The following is a 13,944-nucleotide window of genomic DNA, read 5'->3' as shown; positions in this document are numbered from 1 at the left end:
CACGCGGGCGTCAGGCCACCTCCGCCAGCGGGTTCTCCTCTTTCTTCTGATAGGCCTCGGGAGAGAGACCCAGCAGCTCCTGCACCGTGGACGCCACCGTGATGGAGGAGAGGGTCCCCACCAGGATGCCGGCGAACAGGGTGAAGGAGAAGCCGTAGAGGGCATCACCACCGAACAGCAGCAAGGCCCCCACGGTGAACAATGTGGTGCCCGAGGTGATCATGGTGCGACTGAAGGTGGCCTTGATGGCCACGTCCGAGCACTCGTGGATCCCCATCTGGGTGCGCGAACCGAGCAAATCCCGCAACCGATCCGAGATGACGATGCTGTCGTTCAAGGAGTAACCGATGACCGCCATCAGGCCAGCGATCACGTTGAGATCGAACTCGATGTCAAACAGCGCCAACAACCCGATAGCCACCAGGCCGTCGTGCAGCACCGACACCAGGATGCCGATGGCCTGGCGCCACTCGAAGCGCACCGCCAGGTAGGCGGAGATGGCCAGGGAGGCCACCAGCACCGCCAGCATCCCCTGCTGGAACAGCTCGGCACCGACCTGGGGCCCGACGATGGTGGTGCGCAGCAGCTCCACCGGCAGGGAGAGCTGCTGACCCAGCAGGGCCGCCAGCTCCTCCGCCGGCCAGGGCAACTCGTGGGGGGGCAGCTTGATGAGCCACTCGCCGGGCACACCGGCCGAACTCAGCTCCACCACACCGGCCAGGGGGGCGACGAGCAGGGCGTTGAGTTCATGAGCCTCCTTCAGGGTCTGGATCCGGAACTCCAGCAGGATCCCGCCGGTAAAATCGAGACCGAGGGAGAGCCCCTTGACGGCCAGCACGGCGATGCTGGCGATGGTCAGCAGCACGGACAACCACAATCCGATATAACGCCAGCGGGTCAGCCCCATGGCGATGATCATTCTCAGCATTGTTCTACCCTCGAAAGCGGATAAGGCAGGATCTCCTGCGGAAGGCGATGGGCGCAGCCTGTGGCGCCAGAGTACAGCTCGCTATGTCTGCTCATGGTCAGACCCTCAACAACTTGGCGCGGCTCGCGCCCCACAGGGGGTTGATGATGGCGCGGGTGCCCCAGATCCCGGTCACCATGCTGGAGATGAGGCCGAGGATCAGGGTGATGGAGAAGCCCTGCAGCGGCCCAGAGCCGATGGAGTAGAGCACCACGGCGCAGATCAAGGTGGTGAGGTTAGCGTCGAAGATGGTCCGAAACGCCGAGCGATAGCCAAAGTCGATGGCATTGGCCAGGCTCCCCCCCTCCCGCAACCTGTCCTTGATCCGCTCGAAGATGAGCACATGGGTGTCCACCGCCATGCCGACGGTGAGCACCAGGCCGGCGATCCCCGGCAGGGTCAGCACGGCCCCCGGCAGCACCGCCAGCATGCCCACCTGCATCAAGAGGTTGCCGATGAGCGCCGTGATGGCGACCCAGCCGAACTTGCGATACCAGGCCATCATGAACAGCATCATGCCGGCCATGCCGAACGCCAGGGCGGTGAAACCCGCCTCGATGTTCTGCAAGCCCAGGGTCGGGCCTATGCTGCGTTCCTCCAGGATCTTCAGCGGCGCGGTCAGGGCGCCGGCCCGCAGCAGCATGGCGAGCTCTTGCGCCTCGGGCACGCTGGCGAGTCCGGTGATGCGGAACTGGTTGCCAAGGGCCGTCTGGATGGTAGCGACGTTGATCACCTCGCTCTGGGCCCGCAGCTTGCCCTGGGCATTGGTCTTGTACTCGGTGAAGACGGTGGCCATGGGCTTGCCCACGTGCTGGCGGCTGAACTGGTTCATCTTGCTGCCCCCCAGGCTGTCGAGCACTATGCTCACCTGGGGTTGCCCCATCTCCCCCATGCCGGCGCGGGCATCGACGATGTGCTCACCGGTCAGCACCGGCTTGCGGGCCAGCCCCACCGCCTGGCCGCTGCGATCCGCCATGAAGAAATGGCTGTCGGCCTGCGCCTCGTAGAAGGCCAGGGAGGCGGTCGCCCCGATCACTTCCTTGGCCTGCTTGGGATTGTGCACCCCCGGCAGTTCGATGCGGATACCGTCTTGCCCCTGGCGCTGGACCGAGGCTTCGACGATGCCGAGCTCGTTGATCCGCTTTTTGAGGATCGACAGGTTCTGGGTCACGGCGTTGTTGGCCAGCAGGGTGCGCTCGGCCTCGGTCATCACCAGCCGCAGCTCATTGCCGCTGCGCTGCTGGCGCCACTGATCCAGGCGGGTGCCGGCGCTGTCCCGGATGATAGTGAGCCAGGGCCCCTGCTCCACCCCCTCAGGCAGAATGACCCTCACCTCCCCGGCCGACACCCTCGCCACGTTGGCCCCCCTCAGGTGCGCCTCGCGAAACTGGGTGCGCAACATGTCCACCAGGTTGCGGGTCTGGTTGTCGATGACAAAATCGAGATCCACCCCGATGAGCAGTTGGGAGCCACCGCGCAAGTCCAGTCCGAGCTTGATGGGGGCGGCGCCGAGCTGGCTTATCCAGGTCGGGGCGTTGGAGTGGAACTCCAGGGTCAGGGCCGCGCTCTCGAAGCCCTGTTGCTCCAGCAGCTGCTTGGCCCGCTGCTGGCTGGCCTGGCTGTCGAACACCAGTTCCACCCGCCCCCCCTGCTGTACCTCTTTTTGCAGGGAGATCTGGTGCTCGGCGAACAGGGTGCGCTGGGCCTCGGTCAGGCTAGACTGGCCATGCAGGCCGAGGGAAGGCTGCTCACCGAAGAAGGTGGGCAGGGAATAAAACGTGAAGGTGAGCAGCATGAGCAGCAGCAGGGCGTACTGCCACAGGCTCATGCGGTTCAGGATGAGATGACTCTTTTTTCTCATGAAATCGGCCTCTGTCAGGCGAAAGCGACGGATGTGACGGCGCACATCGCGTAAAAAAACGAAACAAGACAGCCAAACCGTTTAGTAAAACTAAACAGCTACGGAGAAACGATGAGGCAACAGATGGCAGCCTGACCCCATCGGAGTCAGGCGAGGAAACTCTGGGTGAAGCGGTATTGCAGATGTCGGCGCTGCAGACGCCGGCTGTGCAGCGTCGCGAAGTGATGCCGGAAACTCTGCCTGGGGTAATGAAGGGCGAGATGGAACAAAAGGCCGCACAGCAGCAAGAGGATCGCCTGCTGGGACCAGCTCTGCACCAGCTCGTAGACCACCTTGCCGGGGCCATTGTCACTGCGCAGGGAGTGTTCGAGGCGCAGCAGATGTGTCTGGTTGGAGCCGACAAACTTGACCACGCCGTCGTCGCTCTGGCTGACAAGGTGCAGGGCCTGAGTCTGCTCAGCCCCCTGCTGCGCCGCGGATACGGCGACGCCCCCCGCCGGCAAGGCAGAGAACAGCAGGGTCAGCGCAATGAACAGCGTCATCGCGGCCAGTTTCACTTTATCCAGGCGACTCAAACAGTTAATTCCCGAGTAACAGAGGGGGCAAGCTATCACAGGGGCCTGACAAGGACAAGGGCGGCAGGCCTTGCAGCCTGCCGCCCTCGCGGTGCGGACACGGGATCCTCAGCGCCCCCGCGTCATCTCCTCGAAGTCTTCGGCATAGTCCTTGAGCAGGGTGTAGAGGTGCGCCCGCTGGGAGAGCTCCATGGACTGGCTGAGATCGCTCAGCCACTGGACGGTGCGCTGGCGGGACTGATCGGTATAGCCGGTGAAGCGGCCATCCATCAGGCCGTCCCCCTGTTGCAGCAAGCGGGTCAGCTCCTTGCCAAAGTCCGGGCTCTGGCGCTGCTTCATCAACCTGTCCAGCTCCTGGGTCCAGGCTCCCTGAAACTCGAGCCAGGGGCCCATCATCTCGTATTGCCACTCGGCCCACTGGGCGATCAGCGGCTCCTGGGCCGGCTTGACCTTGCCAATCCAGAACACCAGCCGCTCGCTCATCTTCTCCCGAAAACCCTTGAGCATCTCGGCCTTCGACTCGGTGGCAAAATCGTGCTGGCGCTCCTGCTGGCGCTTCACCCTGTCCCCCATGAAGTGGGCCACCTGGGCATCGGTCAGGGTACGGGCGAGGCGCACGGTGCGGGGAATGGCGTTCTCCAGGGTGCGGGCCAGGCTGGCCTGGGTCTTGTCCAGATGCAGGGAGACCTGCTCCGGGGTCATGGGGCTCGCCACCGCCTTGGCCAGGGCGTCGAGATCCCTGGCGTAGATGGGCAGCTCATGCTGGCGGTGCCAGGCCATCAGCCCCTTCACCTCGGTATCCAGCAGCTTCTTCTGGCTGCGATCCAGAGAGAAGTAGTCATCGAGCTGCCAGACGATGGCGGAGTCGAGCCAGTAGTAGATGACCCGGGTGGCGCAACCCGTCAGCAGCAGGCAGAGCAGCAGCAGGCTCCAGCTGCGGGGGTGACGCCATGAGAAGGTGGTTCGCATGCATGCCTCCAATCGTTGAGATACTAGCGTCGTGTCGGGTGAGTCAGCGGTGAGCCCCTTGTTCGGCAAGTTCGCTCCCCCTATTCCAGGCGGCGGCGGTTCTTGTCGATCAGCGCCTGATAATCGGGACCTGGCTGCTGCTCGGCCATCAAGAGCCCCCACAGCAGCCCGATGTAATCGACCCATGGCAGGAAGGCCTCGGCCTGAAATCCCTTGCCATTGAGCAGCTTATGCCCTTCTCCCGCGCCCTCAAGCCCTATGCCTTCAAGATAGCAGCTCTCCAACTGGCGCTGCTGTTCTTCGCTCCAGCCGTGAGTGCGCACTATGCTGGCAAGCTCGAAACCCGGGTGACCGGCGGCACCATACTCCCAGTCGATGACCCAGGGTTTTCGCCCCAACAAGTTAGCCGGATTGAGATCGTGGTGACAAGGGAGCCAGCAATCGTCCGGCTCCCGGCTCGCGAGCAGGGCTCGCTCAAGGGCGGGCAGCCACTCCGGCACCTGGGCCAGCCGATCACGATACCCCCTGGCGTGGGCCCGTACCGCCATCACCACCCTGGGCACCGGCAAACGGTGCATGCGGCCGAGCACCTCGGCCAGCAGCCGGGGTTGCTCGTCCGGTGGCGGCGGGGCCAGCAGCCAGTTCGGCTCCTCGCACCAGGCCAGCAGCATCAGGCCCGTGGCTGGATCGCTGTGATGACAGGGCAAGGCGATCCCCTGCCCCATGGCCCCCTGATAGAGCTGCCACTCGGTGGCGCGATCGATGCCAAGGCGCACCGGTTCCGGGTGACCACAGCGCAAGAAACCGCACTGCCCCGAGGGGAGCGTCAGCCGGTAGTTGCAGTTGGTCAGCCCCTCCCCCAGGGGCGCGAGGCGCCCCTCACGCCAGGGAGCGGGCAGGCTGGCGAGCAGGGCCAGCTCGGCAAGATCGCCGCGCTGAGCCTGCGCAGCCCCGTTTCCCCCAGCTGGCTTACCAGCCAAAGGTGGAGGTCTTCGCCTGCTTGCGGATCTCTTTCTGATCGGCCCAGAGCAGCTCGCCGTTTTCCAGATCCATCAGGTTCATGGTCATCTGGTAGTAGACGTCCTTCACCTTGCCGTTGTCCTTGACGATGCTGGCGAGGTTGCCATAGACCATGTAACGGGCACCGGTCTGCTTGCCAATGCGCACCATGGTCGCGGGATCCACCATGCCGCTGCCCTGCTGGTATTCCAGCTGCTGCTTGACCGCCGCCACCTTGCTCATGTCGACGAAGCGGAACTTGCCGGAGCGCAGCAGCTTGGTGCGCAGGGTATCGGTGATGGCCTCGGTGTCGATGTGCTCCGACGTCTTGTTGCGAATGGAGTCCATGAACATCACGGGGCGCCCCCCTGCGGTGATCTCGCTGGTGGCCGGCGAGCTCAGCATGGAGTCCGCCATCTTGTCGGCGATGGCCTGCAGGTCGCTTGAGCCGTAATCCACGGTCACCGTCTCGGTTTCGGTCGGATCGCCATAGCTGACGGTGGTGCTGGAACAACCGCCGAGCAGCAGGGCGCCGCTCAGGATCAGCAGGGCATGATTCATTTTCATCAGTTCGATTCCTCAATCACTTCGCGTACATAGACCCTGTAACCCTGGGCGCTCCCATTGGGTGCCAGGGCAGACAGGGTTCGGCTCTGGTGGCCGTGGAGCTTGATGGGGGTCCAGCCGCGACCATCACTGGCCACCTCCTGGCCGCTGCCATCGTACCAGTAGAACAGGTATTGCAGATGGTTGTCCCCGGACTGGGTGTTGGTCAGGATCACGTTGACCTGCAACAGGCCGTTCTGCTGACGCCGGCTCTGTTCGGTCAGGGTCGCGTCCAGGGAGCCGTTGTGGGTCTCCAGAGTCGCCGCGCCCCCTGCCGGTGCATAGAGCGCCACGCCGGAGGTATTGGTGCTGCAGGCCGACAGCAGCAGTGTCAGGGCCAGGGCAGCCATCGGGGCTTTCATCATCATCACCTCACGCTGTGTATCGCTCCCCGGGGGGAGCATTCGTTATCCAATGGCGGGGCAGCCCCCGCTAGATCGGCATCACCCGGGTCGTCAAACCGGCGCCGAGGCGCTGCACCCACACTAGGGTGGTGCGCCCGCTGTGAACCCTGAGTGGCAGGGTGTGCAGGGCGCTGCCCGCCCCCAGGGTGAGACTCACCTCCCCCGCCGGAACCATGGCCTGCCAGCTGCTCGCCTCCGCCGGCAGGGTCAGCCAGCTGCGGGTATCGGCCCGCTCGGACAGGGTATTGAAGATGCCGACCAGAATGTTGCCCACATCCCCCCCTTCTTTGGCGGCGGAGCGTCTGAGCTGCTCCTTGGCCAGCAGTCGCAGGGCCTGGCGGGTCAACATGCCGGGCAACCGCTCCTGCAGATCCTTGGCGGCCAGGGCCTCGAGCCGCACCAGGGAGCTGGTCTGCTGGTGGCGATTGCCAAGGCTCACCGTCAGGGGACCGGTACTGGCACTCCTATTGTCGTAATAGGGGACCGCCACGGTAAAGGTACGAAAATCCCCGCCCGAGGTGGCGATGGGCAGCGGCAGGAACAGTTCCCGCCGCGCCGGGATCAGGCCATCTTCAAACAACACCACCAGCTGGCCCTGATCCTTGACGAGCGGCGGGGCCTTGCGGCCCACTCGCTTCTCGGTATCGCGGATCTCGTCCGGGGAGCCCCGCAGCCGGGCCAGACGCAGCAAAGCATCCTGCAGACTCTGGTTGTCCGGCGCTATCTGGTAGCCCCGCTGGTAATCCACCCAGGCGTCGTTGAGATCCCCGCTCGCCTCGTAGAGCACCCCGGAGAGATAGAAGGTATATGCATTCTGGAAACCGTTTTTCACCTGGCCGATGAGCCGGTCGAGACTCGGAGCCCCCCGCGACATGAGCTGGCGCATCTGCGCCTCGTCCCCCGCCGCCGTCGCCTCCTTCTTGACCGCACGCACCTCGTCGGCCCGACTCTTGAGGGCCTGCTCCTGCACCTGATTGGCCCGGCGCACCTCCACCAGAGCACCTTCCAGCTCCCCCCGCTGCAGGTAGTTGAGGGCCAGATAGTGATGCAGCATGGTGCGCTCGTAATCCGGCGCCAGATATCCCAGGGTCTGATCATTGGTGAGCAGGCTGCCCGCCTGGGCCAGGCCACGGCTCAGCCGATAGCGGGCCTGGTTATCTTCCCAGGCGAGACGGCTGTCGGCGGCGGCGAAGGCCTGCTTGCTGGCCGCATCCTGGCTGGCGAGCCAGGCGATACGCCCCTGCTCCAGCCGATCCAGCACATAGGTGTCATCCCCCAGGGTGGAGTCACGCACCTCGGACAAGGCATCAGCGGCCTTGCCCTGCAGCAGCAGGTTGCGCTGGGGCACCATCTGATCGGAATAGGAGACGAAAAGATCCTGCCAGTGGGAGGCGCAGCCCCCCATCAACAGGCCGGCCAACAACAGGCCGGCAGTGGAGACGGCACGGATCACAGGCTGAGCAGGGGTCCCAGGGGCTGACCACCGACCAGGTGCAGGTGGATGTGGTACACCTCCTGCCCGCCATGACGGTTGCAGTTCATGATGAGGCGATAGCCGTCCTCGGCGATCCCGGCGTCGCTCGCCAGCTTGCGGGCCACGGTAAACATCCGGCCAAGGGCCAGCTCATGATCGGGTTCCACGTCGTTGACCGTGGGGATCAGCACATTCGGGATGATCAGGATGTGGGTCTTGGCCTTGGGCTGGATGTCGCGAAACGCGGTCACCAGATCGTCTTGATAAAGGATGTCGGCGGGGATTTCCTTGCGGATGATTTTGCTGAAAATGGTTTCTTGCGCCATGGGTAACTCCTTTATATGAAAAAGAAAATTCTACACGAACCCCAAGCGAATCCCAAAAATGCCGCCGAGGCTCGCCAAGTGTGACACAAGCCGATATTTGACACAGCCGTTGTCCAAATCCCTTCAGTTATTGTTAAAAATACCGATAGCCAAGGAGACGTCTTCCGTACCAGAGGCATGACCACAGGGCATGCAGGGTACCAAAAGGACGGGGTACTCAGGCAAGGGACTTTTGCATCGACAGCGGGACAATAATGAAACAAACAATGTCAGACCTCTCCATTTTACAGAGAGTCTATTTGGGCTTTGCCATCCTGGTCGCCGTCATGGTCGCCAGCGCAGCACTGACCTTTCGCAGCCAGAGCGAGCTCAATGGGGCCCTGAGTCAGGTCACCCAGCAATCCATGCCGCTGGTGATCGCCAGCAGCCAGACCCAGATCAGCCTCCTCAGCGCCAACAAGTGGCTCACCGACGTGCTGACCGAGCAGGATCCCAAGCTGTTGCCCGGGGAAGTGGCCGAGCTGCAGCAGGCTCAGGCCCAAGTCGACCAGATGCTGGCGACCCTCAAGGCCCAGGTGGCAGCCCATCCTGAGCTGCAAGGAGAGATGACGGCCCTGACCAAGCTGGTGGCCGACTACCTGCAACTGACCCAGACCCTGCCCACCGAACACGAGGCCCTGCTCACCCGGCTGCACAAGGTGAACCAGGCCAAGGGGCAATTTCAAGTCAGCCTGCCCCAGTTCAAGAAAAACCTGGGTGACATGATGGTCTCCATCGACGACAGCTTCATCAAGATGCTCTCCGAGACCCTGACCACCAAGCTCTCCGCCATCGAACTCTCCACCATGGATGCCCTGAACCAGAGCATCCCGGCCCCCATCGAGAGTGCACTCAAGCGCAACAAGATGCAGATCGAGAGCTTCAACAGCACCATCAAGGATCTGCAGGGTGAGCTCCAGGACTTCGACAACAACATGGGCCACTACGTCCATGGGTTCGTGCGCGACACCACGGGCAACGAAGGGGTACTCGCCCAATACCTGGCGCTGATGAAGCAGCAGCAGGCCATGCGCGAGCAGAGCAAGCAGGCGAGCCAGCTCATCGTCGCCATCCAGAACAAGCTGGAGGGGATCACCACCCAGAGCCAGCAGCTCATGAACGCCAGCATCCAGGCCTCGGATCGGGTGCAGACCCAGAGCACCCTTACCCAGACCATCAGCATCGTCATCGCCATCCTGGTGGCCATTCTGGTGGCCTACACCCTCGGCAAGGCCATCCGCCGCCCTCTCAAGGAGCTGCTGCGGGTGCTGACCGAGGTGACCCAGGGCGACATGACCCAGCGGGTCGGCTTCAAGAGTCAGAACGAGTTTGGTCAGCTCGGCAGCCAGGTCAACCTGCTGATCCAGCAGATGGGGGATGTGCTCAAGCAGCTCTCCCAAGCCTCCAACCAGCTCAACAGCGCCGCCCACGACAACCGCCACACCACGGAATCCGTGCGCGCCGACCTCGAGAAACAGCGCCAGGAGACCGCCTCGGTCGCCGCCGCCATGACCCAGATGGAAGCCTCGGTGCGGGAAGTGGCCCAGGCCGCCAACCAGACCCTGGAACGGGTTCAGGACGTGGAGAAGGCCTCCGAAATGGGCCGCAAGGTGATGGCTGGCAACATCACCACCACCCACCAGCTGGCGGGCAAGTTGCAGCAAACCGGCGCCGTGATCGGCGACGTGAGCGCCATGAGCGGCCAGATCGGCAATATTCTGGACGTCATTCGCGGCATTGCCGAACAGACCAATCTGCTGGCCCTCAACGCAGCCATCGAGGCGGCCCGTGCCGGCGAGCAGGGTCGCGGCTTCGCGGTGGTGGCGGATGAAGTGCGCAACCTGGCGGGCCGTACCGCCCAGTCCACCAGCGAGATCCAGCAGATGATCGAGAACCTGCAGCAGGGGGTCGCCCGGGCGGTCAACGTCATGCAGGAGTGCTCCCGCGAGATGGACAGCTGCATGGATCAGAGCTCCCAGGCCAACAACGCCATGGAAGAGGTGCAGGGCATCGTCGTGCTCATCAGCGACATGTCGAGCCAGATAGCCTCCGCCGCCGAGCAGCAGCAGGCCACCAGCGCCGACATCGCCACCAACCTCAACCGCATCTCGGACATCTCGGATCTCAACTATCAGGGCATCGAGAAGGTGGCCGAGACCAGCCAGCAGCTTGACTCCCTGGCCGAGCAGCAGGAGGGGCTGGTGCAGCGCTTCCGGCTCAGTGCCTGAATCGCGCATGCGACATCAGGGGCCTGCGGGCCCCTGTTTCATTCTCCCCCGCCAGTAAACATTGAAAGCCTGCGCCCGGTCACGGACAGCCGCCCGCCCCTGCGTCAGCATAGCCAGATGACCCTGCCTTCTGGCCCGTTTGCCCTCAGGATGCCCTCATGATCTCCCTCAGCCAGCTGCTGCTGTTTGCCGGTGCCTCCCTGCTGATGGCCCTGACCCCGGGCCCCAACATGATTTACCTGCTATCCCGCTCCCTCTGTCAGGGGCGCGTGGCGGGCATAATGTCCTGGGGCGGCGTGGTGCTCGGTTTCAGCGTCCACATGCTGTGCGCCGCCGTCGGCCTGACCGCGCTCTTCATGGCGATCCCCATGGGCTATGAACTGCTCAAAGTCGCTGGCGCCCTCTACCTGCTGTGGATGGCCTGGCAGGGCATTCGGCCCGGCTCCCGCTCGCCGTTCGAGCCCTCGACTCTGCCGGCCCACTCCCCCGGCCGGCTGTTTCTGATGGGGCTGCTCACCAGCGTGCTCAACCCCAAGGTGGCCATCTTCTATCTCTCCGTGCTGCCCCAGTTCATCAGCCCCGAGGCAGGATCCGTGCTCGGCCAGAGCCTGCAGCTCGGCGCGGTGCAGCTGCTCATCAGCGCCGCCGTCAACCTGGGAGTTGCGCTTTCTGCCGCCCATATCGCTGGCTGGTTTGCCCGTAACCGGCTCTGGCTCGCGGTGCAGCGTTATCTGATGGCCACCGTACTGGGCCTGCTCGCGGTGCGTCTGCTGGCACAGGGTCGCAGTTAACACCTGGCCACCTGCACACAGGCAACAAAAAGGCCCCCATCGGGAGCCTTGCTTGAAACGTGCTGGGTGCCCGATCAGGCGTAGGCGATGGCGCCCTTGCCCACCCCTTCATAGGCGACGATCTTCACGAACTTGTCACCCACCTGCTTCTTCACTTCGCGGGCGATGTAGTGGGCCAGCAGCTCTATGGTGGTGTCGGTGTCGATCATCTCCACCTCCGCCGCCGGCATGGCGAGCTGGAACAGCCCCTGGGGCGCCACGTACTTGAAGCCCAGGTGATGCGCACCCAGCTGAGCCTTGGCCTGTTCACTCAAATCGAGTTCGGACAGGGACACCTTGTCCTCTTCGGTACCGAGGTAGATGTCACTCCAGCGCTCGGCCCAGTTGAGCTCCAGTTCCTCGTCCCGTTCCCCATCCACCAGGATTTCGACAGGCGAGCGGTGACCATGGGCGATGCGCTGACAGTTGCCGTCGTGCTTCTTCAGGCCATGGCTGTAGTGGTAGAAGGCACCATCGATGCGCTCCGAGCGCAAGGTCAGCGACAAATCCTTGATGTTGCCCGGCAAACGGGTCGCCAGCACGCCCAGCAGGTAGTGGGTCACCGACTCCTTGTCCACCTGGGGAGCAGGGATGAAGGCGAACGCCTGGGCCGGGCAGCGCAGATGGATGGAGCGGTGCGGACGCAGCAGGTCCACGGTGCACTCGCCATTGTCCAGCTCGGCCATCTGCACCAGGGCACTGCCGGTGGGGACCAGCAGCTTGTGATCCACCTCGTCGTCGATGATGGACTTGATGAGCTTCTTCACCCGGCCAAAGTCCAGCAGCATGCTCATCTCGTTGAGCTCACCGCTCATTTCGATATCGACCAGCCAGCTCTCCCCCACCATGCCACGGCGTTCACACAGATAGCTGGAGTCGATAACGGTCAAATCTCTTACAAATAACTTCATCACTCAGACCTTGCTACAGAGAAAGTGCAGTTTGGGATATTATGACCCCGGATTATCGGCAAAGGAACTGGAACCCCCCATGAACAAATTGCTTATCAAGAACGCCACCCTGGTCAACGAAGGCCGCATCTATGCTTCCGATGTGTTGATCGAGGGGGAAAGGATAGCCCGCATCGCCCCCGATATCAGCGCCCCGGATACGGTGGTGATCGATGCCGCGGGTCGTCACCTCATCCCCGGGATGATCGACGACCAGGTCCACTTCCGCGAGCCCGGCCTGACCCACAAGGGCACCATCGCCAGTGAATCCCGGGCCGCCGTGGCCGGTGGTACCACCAGCTTCATGGAAATGCCCAACGTCAATCCCCAGACCACCACCATCGATGTCCTCGAAGCCAAATACCAGATAGCCGCCAACTCCGCCGCCGCCAACTACAGCTTCTACCTGGGTGCCACCAACGACAACCTGGAAGAGATCAAGAAGCTCGATCCCAAGCAATCCTGCGGCATCAAGATCTTCATGGGAGCCTCCACCGGCAACATGCTGGTGGACAATCAGGAGACCCTGGCGGCCATCTTCCGCGAGAGCCCGGTGATGATCGTCACCCACTGCGAGGACACCCCCTCCATCAAGGTGCTGGAAGACGAGGCCCGCGCCAAGTGGGGCGAGGATGTGCCGATGCGCGAACACGGCCGCATCCGCAGCGCCGACGCCTGCTACAAGTCCTCCAGCATGGCGGTAGGACTGGCGAAGCAATATGGCGCCAAGCTGCATGTGCTGCACCTGACCACGGCGAAGGAGCTGTCGCTCTTCACCGCCACCCCGGATCTGAAGGATCTCAAGGACAAGAACATCACCGCCGAGGTGTGCGTCCATCACCTCTTCTTCAACGAAGCGGATTACGACACCCTGGGCAGCCAGATCAAGTGCAACCCGGCGGTGAAGAGCGCGGCGGATCAACACGCCCTGCTGGATGCGGTGCGCAACGACGTGCTGGACATCATCGCCACCGACCACGCGCCCCACACCTGGGAAGAGAAGCAAAACAGCTACTTCAAGGCACCGTCCGGCGTGCCCCTGGTGCAGCACTCCCTGCAAGCCCTGCTGGAGCTCTACCACAACGGCGTGTTCTCCCTGGAGACCATCGTCAAGAAGACCTCCCACGCGGTGGCCGAGCGCTTCCAGGTGCAGGATCGCGGCTACATCCGCGAGGGTTACTTCGCCGATCTGGTGCTGCTGGATCTCGGCAAGCCCTACGTGGTCAACGACAGCAACCTGCTCTATCTCTGCGGCTGGTCGCCGTTCAACGGTTATCGCTTCCAGAGCACCATCGAAATGACCCTGGTCAACGGCCAGATCGCCTGGCAGAACGGTCAGGTCACCGACAAGGTATTGGGCAAGCGACTGACTTTCAATCGCTGATATGAGAGGTTAACCGCTTCCAGAGCGCCATCGTTGAGATGACCCTGGTCAACGGCCAGATCGCCTGGCAGAACGGTCAGGTCACCGACAAGGTGCTGGGCAAGCGACTGACCTTCAACCGCTGAGCCACCTTCACGCAAGGTATGCGCTCACTGCGCCAGACGGCCACCCACGGGGTGGCCGTTTTTTTGGCCGGCGAGACGGAATGATGGCGTCAGATTGAGCGACTGGTCGCACTTTGATCCAAAGTTGCTCGCAAAGTAGGCGAACAGTCTCGGCGTGCTATTTACCCTGTTGACAGGACCTGACCATCTCCATAAACTCAGCCCCCG

Annotated in this window: 13 protein-coding genes; 3 read left to right on the top strand and 10 right to left on the bottom strand. The window is 63.1% G+C overall.

Features of this window, described 5'->3' with window-relative positions; all coding sequences use genetic code 11:
- Positions 1-10: 10 nt before the first annotated feature.
- The 9 genes from secF to hinT form a co-directional block, all read right to left on the bottom strand.
- Positions 11-928: a protein translocase subunit SecF gene (gene secF, locus ABNP46_RS07885; RefSeq protein WP_349921848.1), complete on the bottom strand. Its 918-nt coding sequence runs from the start codon at positions 926-928 to the stop codon at positions 11-13.
- 97 nt (positions 929-1,025) lie between these two features.
- A complete protein-coding gene (gene secD / locus ABNP46_RS07880; protein ID WP_349921847.1) occupies positions 1,026-2,828 on the bottom strand; it encodes a protein translocase subunit SecD in 1,803 nt (600 codons plus the stop codon).
- Between the two features lie 146 nt (positions 2,829-2,974).
- On the bottom strand, positions 2,975-3,403 hold the full coding sequence (locus tag ABNP46_RS07875; protein ID WP_349921846.1) for a hypothetical protein: 429 nt from the start codon (positions 3,401-3,403) through the stop codon (positions 2,975-2,977).
- Between the two features lie 108 nt (positions 3,404-3,511).
- Positions 3,512-4,372 carry a DUF6279 family lipoprotein gene (locus ABNP46_RS07870; RefSeq protein ID WP_349921845.1) on the bottom strand — a complete coding sequence of 287 codons (861 nt, stop codon included), beginning with the start codon at positions 4,370-4,372 and terminating at the stop codon, positions 3,512-3,514.
- An 80-nt stretch (positions 4,373-4,452) separates the two neighbouring features.
- The gene (locus ABNP46_RS07865; RefSeq protein ID WP_349922422.1) at positions 4,453-5,289 is read right to left on the bottom strand and encodes a phosphotransferase; all 837 of its coding nucleotides are present in this window, start codon (positions 5,287-5,289) and stop codon (positions 4,453-4,455) included.
- A 52-nt stretch (positions 5,290-5,341) separates the two neighbouring features.
- A complete protein-coding gene (gene lpoB / locus ABNP46_RS07860) occupies positions 5,342-5,938 on the bottom strand; it encodes a penicillin-binding protein activator LpoB (protein ID WP_349921844.1) in 597 nt (198 codons plus the stop codon).
- Positions 5,938-6,339: a YcfL family protein gene (locus ABNP46_RS07855; RefSeq protein ID WP_349921843.1), complete on the bottom strand. Its 402-nt coding sequence runs from the start codon at positions 6,337-6,339 to the stop codon at positions 5,938-5,940. Before ABNP46_RS07855 ends, lpoB begins: the two co-directional genes overlap by 1 nt.
- Positions 6,340-6,409: 70 nt before the next feature.
- Positions 6,410-7,786 carry a COG3014 family protein gene (locus tag ABNP46_RS07850; protein ID WP_349922420.1) on the bottom strand — a complete coding sequence of 459 codons (1,377 nt, stop codon included), beginning with the start codon at positions 7,784-7,786 and terminating at the stop codon, positions 6,410-6,412.
- Positions 7,787-7,830: 44 nt separating this feature from the next.
- The gene (gene hinT, locus ABNP46_RS07845; RefSeq protein ID WP_042883127.1) at positions 7,831-8,181 is read right to left on the bottom strand and encodes a purine nucleoside phosphoramidase; all 351 of its coding nucleotides are present in this window, start codon (positions 8,179-8,181) and stop codon (positions 7,831-7,833) included.
- 254 nt (positions 8,182-8,435) lie between these two features.
- Here hinT and ABNP46_RS07840 point away from each other — a divergent pair, with 254 nt between their 5' ends.
- Positions 8,436-10,448, top strand: coding sequence for a methyl-accepting chemotaxis protein (locus ABNP46_RS07840; protein WP_349921842.1), 2,013 nt, complete (start codon positions 8,436-8,438; stop codon positions 10,446-10,448).
- Positions 10,449-10,606: 158 nt separating this feature from the next.
- Positions 10,607-11,239 carry a LysE family translocator gene (locus ABNP46_RS07835; protein WP_349921841.1) on the top strand — a complete coding sequence of 211 codons (633 nt, stop codon included), beginning with the start codon at positions 10,607-10,609 and terminating at the stop codon, positions 11,237-11,239.
- A 74-nt stretch (positions 11,240-11,313) separates the two neighbouring features.
- Here the strand turns inward: ABNP46_RS07835 and ABNP46_RS07830 are convergent, their stop codons facing one another.
- Positions 11,314-12,189 carry a 6-carboxytetrahydropterin synthase gene (locus tag ABNP46_RS07830; RefSeq protein ID WP_349921840.1) on the bottom strand — a complete coding sequence of 292 codons (876 nt, stop codon included), beginning with the start codon at positions 12,187-12,189 and terminating at the stop codon, positions 11,314-11,316.
- Positions 12,190-12,268: 79 nt separating this feature from the next.
- Between ABNP46_RS07830 and ABNP46_RS07825 the strand changes: the two genes are divergently transcribed.
- A complete protein-coding gene (locus ABNP46_RS07825) occupies positions 12,269-13,612 on the top strand; it encodes a dihydroorotase (RefSeq protein ID WP_349921839.1) in 1,344 nt (447 codons plus the stop codon).
- The last annotated feature ends 332 nt before the right edge of the window (positions 13,613-13,944 follow it).

Origin of the sequence: Aeromonas veronii (assembly GCF_040215105.1) — a bacterium.
Lineage (GTDB): Bacteria > Pseudomonadota > Gammaproteobacteria > Enterobacterales > Aeromonadaceae > Aeromonas > Aeromonas veronii_G.
This window is presented reverse-complemented; position numbering and strand designations above follow the sequence as displayed.